We start from the raw sequence: 18,884 nt of genomic DNA, 5'->3' as shown, positions 1-18,884 counted from the left end.
GTTATTCATTCTTTTGCACTATTAATGAGTAATTATAATACTCTCTCGGAGAAGTAATAGCATCATCTATTGGCCCACTAAGATATGAATTGACTACATCAAATCCTGTTATTGTTGCAAGATGTTTTAATCCTTCAGGCAACAGAGGTTTTTCGTGGGTAGGATCTAAATAATAGAGATTATGCATAACATAAGACGATGATGTATTAGGTGTTTCAATTACTAATATTCCTTTAGGTTTTAGCTTTGTCATACACAATTTAAGGAAATAAATTTTTGTGTTATTAGTTAAATGCTCGATTACATGACCCATAAAAATACCATCAATACTATTATCCTTAGCCTGCTCCAAGTAACTTATAACATCATAGGTGTATGCAGTTAATCCTTTAGATTTACAAATTTCTATTAGCTCGTGGTCACTATCTAGCCCTATACCATCAATTCCATGCTCATTAAGCAGTTCTAAAAAATACCCTTTACCACATCCTATATCTAAAACGCGACTTCCTTTATCGAAGTAATTAATATATTGTGTATAAATTGATTTAACTATATTAGGTTCAGCACTATATTTAGCAGCAAATTTAGAATAATCAAAATCAAGATAATTCATCTTTTTAACTTCATTTCCAAATTGCTCAAGTTCCACTTTAAGACTATCAATTTCTATTTTTGATTTCCCCAAATCCTCTTTTAACTCTGTACTTTCCACTTTTACTTGTCTCAAATAATTGTGAAATTCTATATTTTCTGCATTTAATTGTTTTAATCGATTACCAAGTTCTACACTTTCTATACTTAATTGCTTCAATTGATTGTGAAGTTCTGTAATATCTATCTGCTGCTTATTTTTTTCTTCACACAAACTAGCAATTAGCTTTTGCTGAGTATTAACTACCTCAAGTGTTGCATTAATTCCATACCACATATCATAATTCAAATGTTTTTGTTGACTCGAAAAAACATCAGCATACCATTTTGTAAATAATCTCGCACCAAATTTTCTAATTGGCACAATAAGTGTACCTATCAGCTTAAATCTCGAAACTAAATGAGGTTCAAGGAAAGCAACTGGCATATTTGGAGTAATTCTTTGATTCAACCTCTTTAAATTTACAGATATTGTATTTAAGTGTTCTTGTAATTCTCGATCATCAATATTATTAACTTCCAAATTCATGTCGTTGTTAACCTCAGATGCTGTTACAAACGAAGTTTGTTCTGAACGAACACCATTTCTTATCTTTTTCATTATCTCACCAGGAGTAACTTTTCTAGACACAATAACCCTCCTACCACTCTCTTATTCCCAAATATGCTTCAATCTAGCGATACCTACATCATTAGTTGTACTTGATACTTTAAAAGAGTATCTTTTATCATGATAATCATATTGATTCCCGTTAATATCATGAATAGCAATACTAACTAAATAAGTTCCCGCAACAAGATCAAGAGATGGAATGACAAATGAAATTTCACCACTATCGTTTTTTGCTAAATCAAAAGTTTTATACTGATCAATAAAGGTATTCGTCCCATAACAATGGATATGATCTATCGTATATAATCCAAATCCAAATACTGGACTATCCACTAAAGTATTAGCTTTATATTTTATATTCACTTTCATATAATCGCCTGTCATATAACCAATTTTCTTGTTATTATTCTCGTCTGTAAATGTAATATCTACTGCTTCTATATTACGATTTCCCCATCTATCTTCATCTTTTTCGATTACTATAGTTTCCTCAAGTTCATTATCAATGTCTTCAACATTCAAAATATCGTTTTCTAATATTTCCTCTACGGCTAAACCATTAATAAGCTTATTTTCATCTTCTTTAATGAGTCGCTTGTTTTCCTCTTCCGACAAATATGTCAAATACTTATCTATCATCTTCTTAGGATTTCCATTATCTACCACTTTACCTTTGTTTATCCAAACGACCCTATCGCATAATTTTTCCATTGCTCCAAGATCATGCGATACAAAGACGATAGTCGTACCCTTTTGTTTCATTTTCAGTAATTGCTCCATACATTTCTGCTGAAATGCTGCATCGCCTACAGCTAAAACTTCATCGATTAATAAAATATCTGGTTCAACCATGATGGCTACCGAAAAAGCTAACCTCATATACATACCTGATGAATAACTTCTAACAGGGTTCTCGATATATGTTTCAAGCTCAGAGAATGCTATAATCTCGTTTAGCTTATTTTTAATTTGCTTTTTGGATAATCCTAATATCGCGGCATTCATAAATATATTTTCTCGACCAGTAAAATCCGGATGAAATCCTGCTCCTAATTCCAACAAGCTTGATACATTTCCTGTAATTTTAACCTCGCCGCTATTTGGATATATTATTTTAGTTAACAACTTTAACAATGTGCTCTTACCAGAACCGTTCCTCCCGATTAAACCAACAGTTTCACCCTGTTTAATCGATAATGAAACTTCATCTAATGCATGGAATATTTCGAACGTATTTTTCCTTTTAAAGATCAATCTGTCCTTTAAAGTAGTGCTACGTTCTTTAAAAATTTTATATACTTTTGAAACATCAGTTACTGTAATTATTTCCATTATCGTGGCCACCTTATATTTCTTCAGCAAAGTTTTTGCTTAATTTCCCAAATACGTAGAATGAAATATATAATAAAATAAACGAGAATATAAATACTACAGCTAATTTATTAAAATCAGGCATTGTATTATAAAGAAATATATTATGAAAACTATCGACAATAACTTTGAGTGGATTTAAACCGAATAACCTTTCGGCTTCTTTTGGAATCATATCTGTTGTATATACAATCGGGGTAAGATAAAACCAAGCCATAACAACGACACCCATAATATGCTCTAAATCTCTAAAAAACACGTTTAAACTAGAAATAAGCAATGTCATTGCTAATGTAAACATCATATGAATTATTAAAATAATTGGAAAGGAAGTAAGTGACCAACCAAGCTCTATTTTACTAATTAATAAAATAGGAATTAATACTGGTAAACAAAATAAATAATTAATTGCACCAGCTATTACTACGGAAATTGGTAATATTTCTTTGGGGAAGTAGATTTTTTTTACTAAACCAGCATTTCGTACTACTGCCCCCGCCCCAGCAGTCATGGATTGACTGAATAAAAACCAAGATATTAAACCAACAAATAAATACGAAGTATAGTTTTCCATTTCTATGCGAACAACATATTTAAATACAATCGAATACACCATAAGCATTAGTAATGGATTCAGTAACGTCCAGAAAAAACCTAGAAATGATCCTTTATATCTCGTTCTTAGATCTGTTAAAATTAGACTCTCTAACATTTGTCTATATTTATAAATTTCTTTCATTTTACTAATCATTTATCAATAACCCCTCTAAGGACTAATTTCCGTTCTCCAATATTCTAAAATATCCTCTAAAGATTGTTCTACTTCTACTTGATTTTCCCAGCCTGTCATTCTATTGATTTTAGAAGAATCACCAACATAAACTGGAATATCAGAAGGTCTCATTTTAGAGGAATCTTCTCTAATTTCTATGGTATTACATATACTTAGTTCTATATATTTCATTAATATATCTTTTATCGAAATAGGCTTTTCAGAACATACATTATAAGCTTCACCTATCTCGGCAACATTCAATAGTTTTTCGTAGGCAACGACAATATCTCTTACATCAGTAAAATCTCGTTTTGCTTCTAAATTGCCTACACTAATTACTGGTGGTATTAGTCCCTTTTCAATTTGAGCAATCTGATGAGCAAAATCTGATGTTACAAATCCCAGACTCTGTCCGGGACCAATATGGTTAAACGGTCTAGCATGTACTATATGTAATTGATGTGCATTGGCATATTGTCGTGCCAGCATATAGACAGCAGCCTTTGTGAGACCATAAGGGCTAATCGGTTTCAATTCTATACATTCATTAATTGGTACTTCTAAATTCGCTACATGTCCGTACTCTTCTGATGAACCCACTGTCAATATTTTAACAGAATTAGCAACATCACTTTTTCTAATGGCTTCTAACATATTGATCGTATTAGAAACATTCGCATTATAAGTGCCTTGTATATCATTCCATGATAATTTAACAGAGCTTTGACCAGCTAAGTGATAGATATGATCCGGCTGTATTTGGTTAATAGAAGCAACAATACTATCTACTTCACTAAAGTTCATCTGAATTAATTTAAGTTTGGAGTCATCGTTTGCTGTATGTATGGTGCGAGAAGTCCCCCATACCTCATAACCTAAACTTAATAAATAGTCTGCCAAATACTTCCCTACAAATCCCGTTACACCTGTGATCAAAGCTCTCATTATTTAAACCGCCCTTATCTTATAAACTTCTTTTCACTTTTTCCATATCACTATCAACCATCATCTTAACAAGTTGCTCGAATGAAACTTCTAATTCCCAACCAAGTTCTTGTTTTGCTTTCGTACAATCTCCAAGTAGTAAATCTACTTCAGCTGGACGTACAAACTTAGGATCAATTACAACGTAGTCTCTCCAATTAAGACCAGCATGACTGAATGCAATTTCTACAAGTTCTTCAACAGTATGAGTTTCACCAGTAGAAATCACATAATCATTAGGCTCATCTTGCTGCAACATTAACCACATCGCCTTGACATAGTCGCCAGCAAAGCCCCAGTCACGCTGAGCATCTAAGTTACCCATGCGAAGTTCTGTTTGTAAACCTAGCTTAATTCTTGCTACAGCATCTGTTACTTTACGCGTTACAAATTCAACTCCACGACGTGGAGATTCATGATTGAATAGAATACCAGAGCAAGCAAACATATCAAAGCTTTCTCTGTAGTTAGTCGTAATCCAATGTCCGTAAACTTTAGCAACGCCATATGGACTACGTGGATAGAAAGGAGTAGATTCCTTTTGCGGAGTTTCCATAACTTTACCAAACATTTCGCTACTTGATGCCTGATAATATTTCGCATCTGGCTTAGTTAAGCGAACTGCTTCAAGTAAATTTGTAACTCCTAGACCTGTCACTTGTCCTGTTAATACAGGTTGATCCCATGACGTTCCAACGAATGATTGTGCCGCTAAGTTATATACTTCATCAGGATTGGAAATACGAACTGCATTAATTAAAGATCCGATGTCTAGTAGATCACCATCAATGAATTCAATTTCATGCTTAATATGTTCAATGTTTTCCATGATTGGAACACTCGTTCTTCTGCGTAGACCATAAACTTTATATCCTTTTTCCAACAATAGTTCAGCCAAGTAAGATCCATCTTGTCCTGTAATACCTGTAATTAGTGCACGTTTAGTCATCTTAATCAAGTCTCCCTTATATAAATGTTATAAATATTGCTCAAGTTTTTGCATTCTTAATTCTTTCAATAGAAGTTTTACTTCTTGGGCCTTATCCTTAGTACAGATTAAAGTTACATCCTCTGTATCTACTATAATTAAGTCTTCTATCCCTAATGTAGCAATTAATTTCCCATTACTTTCAATTATACATCTTTTTGTATCAAGGTTAAGAATATTTCCCTTAATAACATTACCATTTTCGTCCAAATCGTCGATTCTCTCTAGAGCTGTCCAGCTACCCACATCATCCCATCCAAACAAACAAGGGATCACATAAATATCTTTTGCTTTCTCCATAATGCCATAATCGATTGATTGATCAGGCATCTTCACAAATTCTTCGGCAATAATGTCATTACGATTGTCTTTATTCAAAGAATACTTAATATTCTCTAGAATATCATGCATCTTTGGCATCAATTCTTGAATATACTTCCGAATGACATTCGTTCGCCATATAAATATTCCGCTGTTCCAATAGAAATTCCCAGCTTCCAAATATGCTTGCGCCGTTTCCAAATTAGGCTTTTCCACAAATTTCTCAACTTGATATACATTAATATCATTAACTGGATGATTAACACCATTACTTTCAATATAGCCATAGCCAGTTTCAGGATATGTTGGCGCAATACCTAATGTAACTAGATTGCCATTATGATTGGCTACTTCAACAGCCGTTTTCAAAATCTCGATGAAACCTTCATCATTTTCTATAATGTGATCCGACGGCATAACAATCATCGTGCTATCTGGATAGCGTTCTTCAATAATAACTGAAGCCAGCCCTATACAAGGAGCAGTGTTTCTACCAATTGGCTCTATAATAATATTTTCATGTGGCAAGTGAGGAATTTGCGCCTTCAAAAGCTCTGCATATAGCTCATTCGTTACAATAAACACCTTACTAATATCAATCAACAATTCTAATCTAGCGATTGATTGTTGAAGCATAGATTTATTACCCGATATATTAAGAAATTGTTTCGGCAAATTCGTTCTACTTTTGGGCCAAAACCGTTCACCTTTTCCCCCTGCCATAATTACACATGTAATTGTCATGTTAGCCTCCATTATTCCACTTTGTAATGTAATCGATCCGTTTCTGAATTAATACCCCTACTCGTTCAGGTGAATAATCATTTTTAATTGTAAATTCACCTGCGCGTGCAATTTTATTGCGATAATCTTTATCGGATACCAATCGTTCCATATACGATGCTGCATGATCAATATCGGGATCTGCCCAATATTGATACGATTCATACGGTCCATATGTATGTTCAAGATTAATTAATTCATAATCTACCAAGCAAGAATTATCCTTTGTCATAAAGTCTGTGTTGGAAGACCAATTTGTCCCTATAACTGGCTTACCAAGAAACATCGCCTCTGCCAATCCTAATCCAAATCCTTCACTCCGATGTAGTGAAATATAACTATCGACAACATTAATTAGCGCATTTACATCATTTCGCGTTAATACCTCTTTAATCAAATAAATGTTGTTATACTCTCCAATAAGTTCATGAAGCTCCTTCATCTCTTTAGAATCGGGATTTTTCACATTTACTTTCACAACTAGACTAACCTTTAAATTATTTTTCTTAAAAGCTTTTTTGAAAGCTTTTATCGAGGCTTGCGGATTCTTACGCTCACTAAAACTATGAATATCGTACATAGTCAAAAAAATAAAAGCTTGCTCTGGAAGGTCGTAGTAAGCTCTATCTCTTGTTTGTTCTATTTTCACTTCAATAGAATGTGGAATCTTCACAACAGGAACTGGGCTTTTTAACGCAATAGCTTCGGCTACAAATGTTGACGGCGCCCAAATTTCATCAACAAAATTGAAGCTCTCTATCCACCGATCTGGAAAGTCAGGCAATTCCCAATGCCAATAACCTATATTATATCGACCGTTAAATATAGAATTTCCATAAGTGGCGTAAACTTCCATCATTTGCTCAGCATTAATATGAAACACATTAATATCGTGAGTAGGCTCTTTTGTCTCTTTATGTACCCAAGCAAGATCTGACATTCTCGCGCTATTCGTACCTACAAAATTAATAATACCAAACGAAACGTTAGCAGCATCCAATGAATTAGCTGCAATACGACAGGATTGTCCTATTCCCATCTCAGCTCGAGCATATCCAATTAGATTAATACCACTTCCATGAATGATGCGTTGATTAGCTAAATTTTTCTGTTCCATTGGAAATGCTGATTTCAATAAATAACGTTTAACCTTTTGCAGCGCTGATGCTGGCAATATGACGGAAAACACCTTTTTTGCAGGTAGAGCTACTTTATATAACAATCTAAAAAAAGACCTCTTTATACTAACTCACCACCGTAATTGCTCTTCTCGAAAAAAACGCCCTAATTACATCTATACATTCAAAATGAATTTTCAAAAATTAAGATAAACCCATCCCGAGTTATATTCCAGAAATATCAGCTTTACTTACTATCTATTTCCAGTCTATTCATTCTCTTTAACTCTACTAGCATCATAACAAACTATCGCTTAAAAAGACATATTTGAAGGCACATTTGGAATGTTCATTGTAATTTTCAGGTGATAAATTATAAATTTTGCCATAGTTTGTCACTTCCCATCGACAACTTTCTTTAACCACCTTACATAACTATGATATACTACTTAAAGTATTTTACATCGCTAACAAGGGAGAATAATTATGGCAACAAAGCATAAAAAGTCCAATTCATCACATTCCGAGCATCTACTTATATATCGTTCCGCTATTTTCTGGATCATTAGTAGCTGCCTTATTTTCTTCTTTTTGTTCATGCCATTTCAAGGTGGCTTGTTAAATGGTAGCCAGCCTGCTAATGAAATTGATATATTGTACAGCTTTATTGTTGGCGCTATATTATTAGCTTGTCTCGGTATTCATCTCTATCAATCTCGTCATAGTGCATTACTACATAGTCCCTATCAATATATTATATGGAGCATTCCGCTTATCTATTGTATCTCAATGCTTGGAGCGGTATCTGCTCATTATTCCTACATAGAATTTATGATTTGGGTGTTTTACGCTATATTTTTCATGACTGCGTATCATTTATTACGTCAGACTGATGGTCAGCACATTGCTTTCTACATCTATATGGGTACTTCATCCGTTATCGTTCTTTTCGGCATGATGAACTGGTTCGGTAATGCATCCCTTTGGGGCTTACTTCCGTGGGTGGTTTATCCTGATGCGGCATGGAATAGTGGCATTGATATTAGGCTAGCTTCCGTTTTCCAATATGCAAATAGCTACGCCGCCTATTTAATCGCATTCTCGTTTGCTTGTTTAGCTACGGTCGTCTATTCAAAGAATAAATATGTGGTGCTGTTTGCATCGTTTATATTCGTACCTACTTTTGTTTCCTTTATTCTTACGTATTCTCGGGCCGGATGGCTCGCTTTTCCAATCATTTTACTTTTGATTCTGCCTTTAATTACATTTTCCAAACAAATTCAACTGTTATTCCATCTTTTAATTGGTGCTATTGCAAGCTTTGTGCTCTTACCGAGCGTCAATAGTTTAGGATTATTGCTGCAACAAGATCATTCCCAAGGAAAAGCATTTAAAGCATGGTTTATCTTAATTGTTGTTTCCTTGATCGCGGCAATTATTTCGCTCCTATTCAATAAATACGTTGCGACACTTCTTGAGCAAAAGCTACAAGGATGGAATACGAAAAAAATGATTAATCTGTTCTTGCCTAGTTTAGGAATTGTAGCAGGCGTGGCAGGTATCATTCTCTTATTCGGAAATACTGGATTTATTAAATTATTACCTGTCAGCATTGGCTCGCGCCTTGAAAATATTAACTTTAATCAGCATAGTGTGCTGGAACGTGGAACTTTTTATTTGGATGCTATTACCCTTTGGAAAGACTATCCGATTTTTGGCGCTGGCGGGGGAGCGTGGCAAGCCCTTTACCAACAATATCAAAACAATCCTTACTCTAGTAATCAAGTACACAGCTTCTTTATGCAAATGCTTATTGAGGTTGGAATCGTTGGTATTCTAGCTCTATTTATAGTGTTAATAACTGTTTATTATCTGTTCTTAAGATCATTTTCGAAAAAGGCTGACGAAAACAAACTCATCCCATATATTTGGTTTATTGTAAGTACATCCATTTTAATTCATAGTGTGCTTGATTTCAATATGAGTTATGTCTATCTCGGTGCCCTTGTATTCTTCTCTCTTGGAGGTATGTTGGCCTCAAGTGAAACAAAGACGTTCCAATGGCAAGAAAAGCTTGCAACTACTAAGCTTAAGCTAGTTATTCCTGCATTATTGATAGTAGGAGCAGCAGTATATCTAATTATGACGCTCGTTAATATATCAGGCTATCAATCCTATCATAATGTACAGCAGGTAATTCAAGAGCAAAGCATGCAGCAATCACTAGAGCAATTGAAAACAGCGGCAAGTCGTAATGGCGATCCTGAATATTATGATTATCAATTAGAGCTATTAACTCGAATGTATGAATCTACCTTCGATGAGCAATATGTTATAGATGCTCAAGCGATACTTGATAAAATGAGCAAGCAAGAGCCTTACTATGAAAACTTCATCTTCCGTCAGCTAGAGTTGAATCGCCTATTGCAAAAGGATGATGATTCCGCAATCGTGTTGCAGGAAGCGATCAACAAATTCCCATGGGAAATTGATTATTATGCTGATTTTGCAAAAATTCAATTCCGTAGAGCAGTGGCAGCTATCAGTCTAGATAATCTACAGGCCGCTAATGAGCATTTACAATCTATTGTCGCTGTACGTGATCAAGTAACTGCCAAAGCATCAGAGCTCGAACTGTTGCCCGATGCTCAATTACAAGGTCGTGAGTTTGGCATAACAGCTAAGCTAGCAGCTCCTATTGGACAAGCCTTCTTCGTGCTCGGGGATTATGTACAAGCTGAAAGCTACTTAGCACTCGCTTGGAACCCAGCATTTGCTCATAATGACGATACAATGACAGCTCTCTACTACTCTGCTGTCTTGCACAAGCTGGATCGGGCGAATGAAGACATTAACAATACTATTTTTGCAGCGTTCCCGAATACTCAAGAAGAATTGCATGCTGCTCTTAATGGGTTGATGAATGCAGAGCCTATTAACAATTAGTAGTTACTATAACTTGATGGAATCGCGAATAAAAGATTGCCCTGGTTGTCGAATACTATTATATTGACAGAATCAAACTTTCATGAATATACTAATAGTAACAGATCCGGTTCGCGCCTCTTTGGACTTATAGTTCAAACGCGTAAATAGAACCGGACATTTTTTATTTATGGGGTGATTCAAATGACAGACGTAGTTTCATTAAAGCCTCCTACGACATTTGAACAACAACTTGAAATTTTGAAACACAGAGGGCTAATAATAGAGGATCTTGAACGCTCTTCCTCAGTATTACAACGCATTAATTATTACAGATTTACGGCCTACACGTTAACATTTAAAAGTAATGATGTTTTTCATGATAATGTTACATTTGAGACCATATACAGACACTATGACTTTGATGCTAAACTAAGACAACTATTAATGAAATTAATTGAATACATTGAAATCTCTTTTCGTACAAACATTTCATATCTTATCGCACATAATTATGGTTCTGATGGTCATAAAAAAAGAGGAACATTTAGAGATGATAAATGGATAACTACTTTCAATGATGAATTGGATAGGAACCTTGGTAAATCTAGAGATCTCTTCATAGTACATCATTATCATAATTATCAAGGGAATTTCCCAATATGGGTAAGCGTGGAGATTTTACAATTCAGTTGGTTATCTAAACTTTTTAACAATTTGAAAATAAGTGATCAGAGAGCAATCTCCAAAAAATATGGTGTTCATCATAGTGAGATTTCAAATTGGTTACATTTTTTAACTATAACAAGAAATCGATGTGCTCACTATAGTAGATTATTTGATTATTCTTTTCCTATGCACATTAAGTTTAGGGAGAAAGATAAGATACTGGACCTTGATACGAATAAATTGTTCGCTATTATTTTCAATATGCAATATCTAATTACTGAAACAACTACCTGGAATTCATGGATAGTTGAATTAGCCGCTTTAATAGAAGAATACGATTGTGTAGATATTAATAAATTAGGTTTTAAAGATAACTGGAAAGCTTTATTACTCAGGAATTCAATTTAAGTCCTAGATATTTTCGATGATAATGAACAGGGTACCAGTATTTATTCGTAAGTGTGTCTATTTAGATATCATTTTCTGAAAAAGAAGAAGATATCTAAATAGACTTTTTTATTTTTCAAAAGAAATATTACATAAAAACAATTAAAAGAAACTCTCCTAATCCACAATCAAAGCATACACAACCCCTGGTCCATGTACACCAATCGTTAGATCGTTCTCGATATCTGATGAGCGGCTTGGTCCTGATATGAAGTGAATACCCGCAGGTAAATTTTCTCGCCCCACTTCGTCAAACGTCATTAATACTTCACCCAGTCGTGTCACCATTCGCGAAGCAGGTATAACGATGAAGAGTACCGTTGGCAGTAAGCTAACCGAACGCCCCTTCTCCTTCGCGGATTTCACGACAACGCTACCTGTATAAGCGACTGCATGATCAGCATAGACGATACCAAAATCAGCCTGTGCCGCTTCACCCTTCCATAACATCTCCGCATCGCTATTCCACACATTTATCGTCGCGCTTGGAATTAAGTTCTCTAGCGACAACGCTGCTAGTTCCTGCTCATCCTGACGTAAAATATGTGTAGGATTCATCTCCTTAGCCTTGCCCGCAATGAAATCAGCTACTTGCTCCATACTGTTACAACGCTGAACATGACCACCGACAGCTAAGAAATTTTCTGTGAATTTCTCGATACATTGTTCCGCAGACCAATTCTTTTCACTCCAAAAATCTGGTGCTCCGCGGAACGGGTGCGGCGGTGCTTCCATCATCCGCGGATGACCAAGTCTCGAGGAAATATTGTTCATAAATTTCTCTTGCTTAGCTTTGGATTGCTCCGTTAATTGCGCTAACCAAGCCTGATGCTTCTCCGTATTAGTGCTCATTGTGCTGACCACCCTTCTTCACCGACTGCTGCTGCTCCATAGCAATGCGCTCTAAGCGCTGCTTCATATCGTCTGACATCACAGGTGGCTGCGCTGTAAATTCACGCTCTAACTGCTTCCAACGATCGCGGAACGATTCCTTAGGCAGGCTTGGCGTGACCCGATATTTGTTCCATGACTTCAATGGTCCAAGCTTCGTCTTAATAACACCATTACGCACGACGAGCTTTTGTCCTAGCTTACCAAGTCGCAGCACACCGCCAAAACGGCTTGAGTTGCCCATAACCGCAGCAAAGCCCTGCATCCCCATGCCTTCGAGTTTATCGCCATAGCCCGCTTCTACTTTACGACGACGCAAGTAGACAAGCATATCATGCAATGGAATTTTCACTGGGCAAGCCTCGTAGCAAGCGCCGCATAGACTCGATGCATTGGCAATATCGTCCCAATCCTCGACCTTACTCTTCAGTGACGGAGTCAGTACCGCACCAATAGGGCCGCTATACGTTCCACCGTAAGCATGACCACCGATATGACGATAGACAGGACAAGCATTCAAGCAAGCACCGCAGCGAATACAGTTCAACAATTCTTGAAACTCAGGATCGCCAAGCTGCAAGGAGCGTCCATTGTCAACAATAATAATATGCATTTCTTCTGGACCATCGCCATCCTCTTGACGCTTTGGCCCTGTAATCCCTGACATATACATCGTTAGTTTCTGTCCTGTAGCTGAACGTGGCAATAACGTTGCCATGACTTCAAGATCAGCCCATGAAGGAATAATTCGCTCCATACCCATCAATGTAATTTGTGTTTTTGGTAATGTCGTCACCATTCTAGCATTACCTTCATTCTCAAACAGCACCATCGAGCCAGTCTCAGCGATCGCAAAGTTACAGCCTGTCATGCCAATATCTGCTTCCAGAAAGCTCTCACGTAACTTCTTACGGACAAATCCAGCAAGGATGGTTGTATCTGGCTCCAGCGTATAGCCCGCTTCTTTACTCAATAGCTCGGCGATTTGATAGCGGTTTTTATGAATCGCAGGAATGACGATATGAGAAGGCGTTTCATTCGCTAGCTGAATAATATATTCACCAAGATCCGTCTCAATCGCCTCGACATCAATCGATTGCAGCGCTGTATTCAAATGCAACTCCTCTGATACCATCGACTTCGACTTAACCACTGACTTCGCTTCGACCTGCTTGGCGATATCTAAAGTAATTTGCACCGCTTCTGCTGCAGTATCGGCAAAGTGAATATGGACACCATTGGCACGTGCATTTTCTACAAAGGTATGCAAATAATAGTCGAGATGAGCAATCGTATGGAGCCGAATTTGACGTCCGCGTTCACGCCAATCCTCCCAGTTCCCATGCTCTTCCGTTGCTGCTTTCTTGCCGTTACGCAGACGCTCGGTTGTAAATTTAACCGCTTTACGCAAAAACTCATCATTGAGCGCGAGCTCAGCTCTTGCTTTAACAGTATTATGCTTTGATTGAGTTTGACTCACCTTCACTCACTCCTTCATATAACAGCTCTGCCAAATGCATCACGCGAACCTTCTCGCCGCGGTGCATAAGATTGCCTGCAATATTCATTAAGCATGCAAGGTCGAGTCCAACTAGCACCTCAGCCTCACTTTCAATGATATGATCCGCCTTCTCTGTTACCATCGCTCCAGATATATCGCCCATCTTAATCGCAAACGTTCCACCAAATCCGCAGCAATCCTCAGCAAAGGGTAGTGGTACAAGCTCCAGCCCCTTCACCTGCTGCATCAGCAATAATGGCTCTTCCCTTACCCCGAGTATACGTGTACCGTGACAGGATGGATGATAGGTTACTTTATGCGAAAATGCAGCCCCTACATCCGTAACGCCTAATACATTGACGAGAAACTGGGTAAATTCGTAGGATTTCGCTCGCAGCCGCTCTGCCCGCTGTAAATAAACGGGATCATTTTCAAATAATTTCGGATAATGATGAAGCATTCCTGTACAGGAGCCCGAAGGTGCAATGACAAAGTCGCTGTCTTCAAAAGCATCAATAATCGTAATCGCAGACTCTCGTGCTTGCTTCCAATAACCACTATTGAAAGCAGGCTGTCCACAACAGGTTTGCGCAGTCGGAAATTGTAGCTCTACACCATAACGTGCGAGCAAGCGAGCCATTGCTTCTCCTACTCTTGGAAATAGTGCATCACTTAAGCATGTAATAAATAGAGATACTTTCATTATTTCACTCCTATCTTGGTTCATGACTTATGGTAGTGCTACCACTCTCATTAAAGAAAAAAGTTGCTTTGTTCGTTTTTGTTCTTAGAGTACCTTACCTTACTCTGTTGATTACTTTCAAAAATAGCGCTGAGCTTCAGTTGAAGCTAGCGCTATTTATTTAAATTTCTTCTAGTGCATGCTCAACAGGCGGGCTTTCAGAACCGAGAAGATGCACTTCAGCAAAAACGAGTAGCACAGTGTACGTTATTCGTACACGAGCACACACAGGCTTTTGATGGAGGGCATATTCGATGTCGAATACGCTACGTCAGCATCACTTCGTTATCAAAGCTCGCTAGACGGTGTAGACACTGATTTGCATCTGACGTAACGCATGAACAAACTCCTCGGAAATCGCTGTATCTGTTACAACATCCGTTACATCAGCTAGCTCTGCAAAGCTCGAAAATGCCTGAACGCCAAATTTACTAGAATCGGCTAGTAAAATAACTTGATCCGCCATCCCTACTATTTTTTGCTTAATCCGACCTTGCAGCTCATTGGATTCACTCATTCCTTTTTCCAAATGGACGCCTTTACAGGAAATAAAAGCTTTATCTACATGATAAGCATCCAAGGAACGCTCCGCTAATGGCCCAACATAAGACAAGCTTTTCGGTGCCAAAATACCGCCAGTCGAGATGACCTCAATCTTCTCTTTATTGGAAAGTTCTATCGCTACTTTAATAGAATTAGTTAGTACGGTCATCGGAATATCTGGCATAGAAGCGGCCATATACCATGCTGTCGTACTCGCATCGAGTATAATGCGATCCTTAGGAGCTATAAGCTTAATCGCTTCCGTAGCAATGCGCTTCTTTTCCTCTGCCGATACTACCTCACGCTCGAAGTAAGGAATTTCAGACTGCTGTTGCTCCTTTACACTAACGGCACCGCCATGTGAACGACGTAGCCGTCCAGCTTGCTCTAATCGATCCAAATCACGACGTATCGTTTCCTCGGTTACGTCACATAATTCACTAAGCTCCGTGACCCGAATACTCCCTCTTTCGTTGACAAGCTGTACAATGTAATCATAACGTTCCGCAACTAACATACCCTACCTCTTTCTAAACCTTATTCGTTCTTTTATTCTATATCAATTTTGCCCAGCCCAACAATGTGCTGAAACTTAGCATACGCCTCGCTCCAAGACTGACAATCCTCCGCCTCATACTTCTCGATCGCAAAGGATTCCTGCACCAGCTGACGCGCTTGCCCTATATCGCTTAATTTTCCACTCGATATCCATTGTACTAGCATATTGCCAATCGCACTACCCTCAATTGGTCCAGCCCATACCGATCTTTGAATCGCATTAGCCGTCCACTGACAGAGCAGCGTATTTTGAATACCACCGCCAACGATATGAAGTCCAGTGTAAGAGATTCCTGTTAATTGCTCCATCGTCTCTAAAGTATAGCGATACTTGAAAGCTAATCCTTCAAATATAGTACGAGCATAGCTGCCAATTGATGCAGGCGATGTCTGACTCGTGCGCTGACAATATCGATCAATCTGCGCAGGCATATTACTTATACTAAGAAACAGTGCGTCATCGACATCTATATATGTCGCGAACGGCTCGGCTGCAGCTGCTAATTCAACGAGCTCGGCAAACGAATATTGTTCACCTTGCTTTTCCCATGCGAGCTTGCATTGCTGAATCATCCACAGTCCCATAATATTTTTGAGAAAACGGAATGTATGATTCACTCCACCTTCATTCGTAAAGTTATGCTGTCTGGCTTGCTCTGTTATATTAGGCTGAGTAATTTCTGTACCCATCAATGACCACGTTCCACTGCTTAAGTAGGCAAATCTCTCTGATGTAGCAGGGACAGCTGCAACAGCTGATGCTGTATCATGCTCCGCCGTCGCGATAACTGGAACGGATTCAATACCTAATTCTTCACAAAGCGATGGCTGCAGCATACCGACGACTGTGCCTGGTTGCACAGCTTTGGCAAACATTGCTGGATCAATGTCAATCTGTTCAAGCAGTTGTCTATCCCAATCATCCGTAATCGGGTTATAGACTTGCGTTGTTGTTGCATTTGTAAATTCATTCAACTTCTCACCTGTTAGAAAGTAGCGTAATAAGGACGGGATCATCAGTAGATGCTTCGCTTCCTTCAATGCAGGATGATTATGTTTTTTCATCGCCGCTAGCTGATAAAGGGTATTAATTGATGCTAGCTGAATACCTGTCTGCTGAAAAATACGCTCGGCGCCTAACCCCGCAACAACCTCTTCGTATGCTTCATTGTTTTGAATATCGCGATAATGAAAGGGATTCGATAATAGCTCGCCCGCTTCATTCAGCAGCCCAAAATCTACCCCCCATGAATCAATCGCAATGCTATCGAGCTTAACACCACGATACTTCGCCTTTAACAGCGCTTGCTTCATCTCATGCCAGAGCCGTAATATATCCCAATACAAACGGGTATTGACCTGCACAGGATCATTAGAAAACCGGTGAAGCTCTTCTAGCTCAATCTTGCCCTCATGAATACGTCCGAGCATCGCCCTGCCACTACTCGCGCCGAGATCAAAAGCTAGAACATAACTCACCAGCTTGCACCACCTTTGCCGCGAGCCTGAATGCTGTCATTGTATTTGCTTGCTATATACGCTTGCATCGGATCGTCAGCTAGCCCCTGTTCCTCGCGGATGGAATATAGCAACGGCGTTACATCGAACTCAAAAGCACGACGCACAGCATCCTCAGCTCCTAGCACATCATGACGCTCAGAAGCAGCTTCTACCTCAACATGATCAATTAATAGCGCTTTCGCATATTGTGTCTGAGCATTAAGTACAGAGCGAATCATCGCTGGTATCTTTTGTTCAATATTATGACACTGATCAATCATGTACGCGATATCGTTCACACATGAAGCGATAGCAGCGTCAGTATCATTAGCAGCATTCAGAATTTGATAGAAGATAAGGAATAGTTCATATGGATTCGTTGTACCAACAATAAGATCATCATCAGCATATTTACGAGAGTTGAAATGGAATCCGCCTAAACGTTTTTCATCAATAAGATAAGCAACAATATGCTCGATATTTGCACCTTGAAGATGATGTCCTGTATCAACGAGCACTTCTGCTTGTGGACCTAGCTTCATTGCCAAATTGTACGCCATACCCCAATCGGCAAGATCAGTATGATAGAACGCTGGCTCAAAGCATTTATATTCGATAAGCATTCTCATCTGCGGTGTCATCGCCTTATACATTTCCGTTAGTGCTTCCTGCATCCAGCCTTTACGCTTACGAATATTACCTTGACCTGGATAATTGGTACCATCAGCAAACCACAGGCTTAAATCTTTGGAGCCTGTTTCCTTGGCAATGTCAACACATTCTAGCAAATGGTCAGTCGCTTTTCTACGAATCGCAGCATCAGAGTTGGTTACGCTTCCAAGCATATAATCATCATCCTGGAATAAATTTGGATTAATCGCTCCGATTGATAATCCTAAGCCTTCTGCATGTGAGCGAAGTTTACTATAATCGTCAACTTTATCCCATGGAATATGAATCGCTACAGATGGCGCAATACCAGTGAATTTATGAACCTGTGCCGCATCCTCAAATTTTTCAAATGGATTGCGAGGAACACCTTGCTTTTGAAACACTTTGAATCGTGTACCTGAATCTCCATAACCCCATGATGGTGTCTCTATCTTAAAAGCTTTCAGCTTCTCTCTTACTACAGTTAAATTAATTCCTCTAGCCTGTTGCTGCTCCTCGAATAAAGCATAAGCGCGATCATTCATTTGAACACCCTCCTAATTGATTGTTGTATCTCTTACAATAAAAGTTCAAAACGTTCAGCTGTCTCCCACCAAGAAGATGATCCACAGTCGATGAAACGAAACCCAGCAACGTGTACGGTATGAGTACACAAGCGGTCAAATGCTCGAAACTTCAAATAAAAGTTCAAAAAGCGGGCTTTCGAAAGCCGAGCAGGTGAAGCGCTACTTGAGGGAGGAGGAAACGTAAATGTACGTTATTGGTACACGCAATCCTACAATGTTTCTGTAAGAAACATACATCGAAAGCTTATGCTGTACTTTCCAAG

At 38.3% G+C, this 18,884-nt stretch carries 15 protein-coding genes; 2 read left to right on the top strand and 13 right to left on the bottom strand.

All coding sequences use genetic code 11. From position 1 onward, the window contains the following. Position 1: 1 nt before the first annotated feature. From AC1TO5_RS05955 to AC1TO5_RS05925, 7 genes are read right to left on the bottom strand one after another with little or no spacing between them, the layout of a single operon-like run. The gene (locus AC1TO5_RS05955; protein ID WP_482061895.1) at positions 2-1,285 is read right to left on the bottom strand and encodes a class I SAM-dependent methyltransferase; all 1,284 of its coding nucleotides are present in this window, start codon (positions 1,283-1,285) and stop codon (positions 2-4) included. A gap of 21 nt (positions 1,286-1,306) precedes the next feature. Next, on the bottom strand, positions 1,307-2,599 hold the full coding sequence (locus AC1TO5_RS05950) for an ABC transporter ATP-binding protein (protein WP_482061894.1): 1,293 nt from the start codon (positions 2,597-2,599) through the stop codon (positions 1,307-1,309). A gap of 13 nt (positions 2,600-2,612) precedes the next feature. Continuing rightward, the gene (locus tag AC1TO5_RS05945; protein WP_482061893.1) at positions 2,613-3,389 is read right to left on the bottom strand and encodes an ABC transporter permease; all 777 of its coding nucleotides are present in this window, start codon (positions 3,387-3,389) and stop codon (positions 2,613-2,615) included. A gap of 15 nt (positions 3,390-3,404) precedes the next feature. After that, positions 3,405-4,358 carry a GDP-mannose 4,6-dehydratase gene (locus AC1TO5_RS05940; protein WP_482061892.1) on the bottom strand — a complete coding sequence of 318 codons (954 nt, stop codon included), beginning with the start codon at positions 4,356-4,358 and terminating at the stop codon, positions 3,405-3,407. A gap of 19 nt (positions 4,359-4,377) precedes the next feature. Beyond that, positions 4,378-5,346 (bottom strand): GDP-mannose 4,6-dehydratase, encoded by a 969-nt coding sequence (gene gmd, locus AC1TO5_RS05935; RefSeq protein ID WP_482061891.1) that lies wholly within the window; start codon positions 5,344-5,346, stop codon positions 4,378-4,380. A 27-nt stretch (positions 5,347-5,373) separates the two neighbouring features. Beyond that, positions 5,374-6,450 (bottom strand): mannose-1-phosphate guanylyltransferase, encoded by a 1,077-nt coding sequence (locus AC1TO5_RS05930; RefSeq protein ID WP_482061890.1) that lies wholly within the window; start codon positions 6,448-6,450, stop codon positions 5,374-5,376. Position 6,451: 1 nt separating this feature from the next. Continuing rightward, positions 6,452-7,711, bottom strand: a complete 1,260-nt coding sequence (locus tag AC1TO5_RS05925; protein WP_482061889.1) for a glycosyltransferase — start codon at positions 7,709-7,711, stop codon at positions 6,452-6,454. Between the two features lie 382 nt (positions 7,712-8,093). Between AC1TO5_RS05925 and AC1TO5_RS05920 the strand changes: the two genes are divergently transcribed. Both AC1TO5_RS05920 and AC1TO5_RS05915 read left to right on the top strand, forming a co-directional pair. After that, on the top strand, positions 8,094-10,553 hold the full coding sequence (locus AC1TO5_RS05920; protein WP_482061888.1) for an O-antigen ligase family protein: 2,460 nt from the start codon (positions 8,094-8,096) through the stop codon (positions 10,551-10,553). Positions 10,554-10,736: 183 nt separating this feature from the next. After that, a complete protein-coding gene (locus AC1TO5_RS05915; RefSeq protein WP_482061887.1) occupies positions 10,737-11,609 on the top strand; it encodes an Abi family protein in 873 nt (290 codons plus the stop codon). 156 nt (positions 11,610-11,765) lie between these two features. On the opposite strand, the gene AC1TO5_RS05910 is transcribed toward AC1TO5_RS05915, so the two are convergent. The 6 genes from AC1TO5_RS05910 to rhaI form a co-directional block, all read right to left on the bottom strand. Then, on the bottom strand, positions 11,766-12,500 hold the full coding sequence (locus tag AC1TO5_RS05910; protein ID WP_482061886.1) for a LutC/YkgG family protein: 735 nt from the start codon (positions 12,498-12,500) through the stop codon (positions 11,766-11,768). After that, on the bottom strand, positions 12,490-14,019 hold the full coding sequence (locus tag AC1TO5_RS05905; RefSeq protein ID WP_482061885.1) for a LutB/LldF family L-lactate oxidation iron-sulfur protein: 1,530 nt from the start codon (positions 14,017-14,019) through the stop codon (positions 12,490-12,492). Before AC1TO5_RS05905 ends, AC1TO5_RS05910 begins: the two co-directional genes overlap by 11 nt. Then, positions 13,994-14,743 (bottom strand): (Fe-S)-binding protein, encoded by a 750-nt coding sequence (locus AC1TO5_RS05900; RefSeq protein ID WP_482061884.1) that lies wholly within the window; start codon positions 14,741-14,743, stop codon positions 13,994-13,996. The genes AC1TO5_RS05905 and AC1TO5_RS05900 overlap by 26 nt, the downstream gene beginning before the upstream one ends. Before the next feature lie 337 nt (positions 14,744-15,080). Next, the gene (locus AC1TO5_RS05895; protein ID WP_482061883.1) at positions 15,081-15,842 is read right to left on the bottom strand and encodes a DeoR/GlpR family DNA-binding transcription regulator; all 762 of its coding nucleotides are present in this window, start codon (positions 15,840-15,842) and stop codon (positions 15,081-15,083) included. A gap of 32 nt (positions 15,843-15,874) precedes the next feature. After that, entirely contained in the window at positions 15,875-17,362 is a 1,488-nt protein-coding gene (locus AC1TO5_RS05890) for a rhamnulokinase (protein ID WP_482061882.1), read from the bottom strand. Beyond that, on the bottom strand, positions 17,359-18,579 hold the full coding sequence (gene rhaI / locus AC1TO5_RS05885; protein WP_482061881.1) for an L-rhamnose isomerase: 1,221 nt from the start codon (positions 18,577-18,579) through the stop codon (positions 17,359-17,361). The genes AC1TO5_RS05890 and rhaI overlap by 4 nt, the downstream gene beginning before the upstream one ends. Between the last annotated feature and the right edge of the window lie 305 nt (positions 18,580-18,884).

The sequence above is a fragment of the Paenibacillus sp. Y930 genome, from assembly GCF_056786375.1.
Note: the sequence above shows the minus strand (reverse complement) of the source record. Positions and strands in the feature narration are given on the sequence as shown.

Bases quoted from the DNA above. Each gene is read 5' to 3' on its own strand.
- AC1TO5_RS05930 (WP_482061890.1), bottom strand. From the start codon at position 6,450: ATGACAATTACATGTGTAATTATGGCAGGGGGAAAAGGTGAACGGTTT.
- AC1TO5_RS05910 (WP_482061886.1), bottom strand. From the start codon at position 12,500: ATGAGCACTAATACGGAGAAGCATCAGGCTTGGTTAGCGCAATTAACG.
- AC1TO5_RS05950 (WP_482061894.1), bottom strand. From the start codon at position 2,599: ATGGAAATAATTACAGTAACTGATGTTTCAAAAGTATATAAAATTTTT.
- AC1TO5_RS05945 (WP_482061893.1), bottom strand. From the start codon at position 3,389: ATGATTAGTAAAATGAAAGAAATTTATAAATATAGACAAATGTTAGAG.
- AC1TO5_RS05900 (WP_482061884.1), bottom strand. From the start codon at position 14,743: ATGAAAGTATCTCTATTTATTACATGCTTAAGTGATGCACTATTTCCA.
- AC1TO5_RS05920 (WP_482061888.1), top strand. From the start codon at position 8,094: ATGGCAACAAAGCATAAAAAGTCCAATTCATCACATTCCGAGCATCTA.
- rhaI (WP_482061881.1), bottom strand. From the start codon at position 18,579: ATGAATGATCGCGCTTATGCTTTATTCGAGGAGCAGCAACAGGCTAGA.
- AC1TO5_RS05940 (WP_482061892.1), bottom strand. From the start codon at position 4,358: ATGAGAGCTTTGATCACAGGTGTAACGGGATTTGTAGGGAAGTATTTG.
- AC1TO5_RS05915 (WP_482061887.1), top strand. From the start codon at position 10,737: ATGACAGACGTAGTTTCATTAAAGCCTCCTACGACATTTGAACAACAA.
- AC1TO5_RS05895 (WP_482061883.1), bottom strand. From the start codon at position 15,842: ATGTTAGTTGCGGAACGTTATGATTACATTGTACAGCTTGTCAACGAA.
- gmd (WP_482061891.1), bottom strand. From the start codon at position 5,346: ATGACTAAACGTGCACTAATTACAGGTATTACAGGACAAGATGGATCT.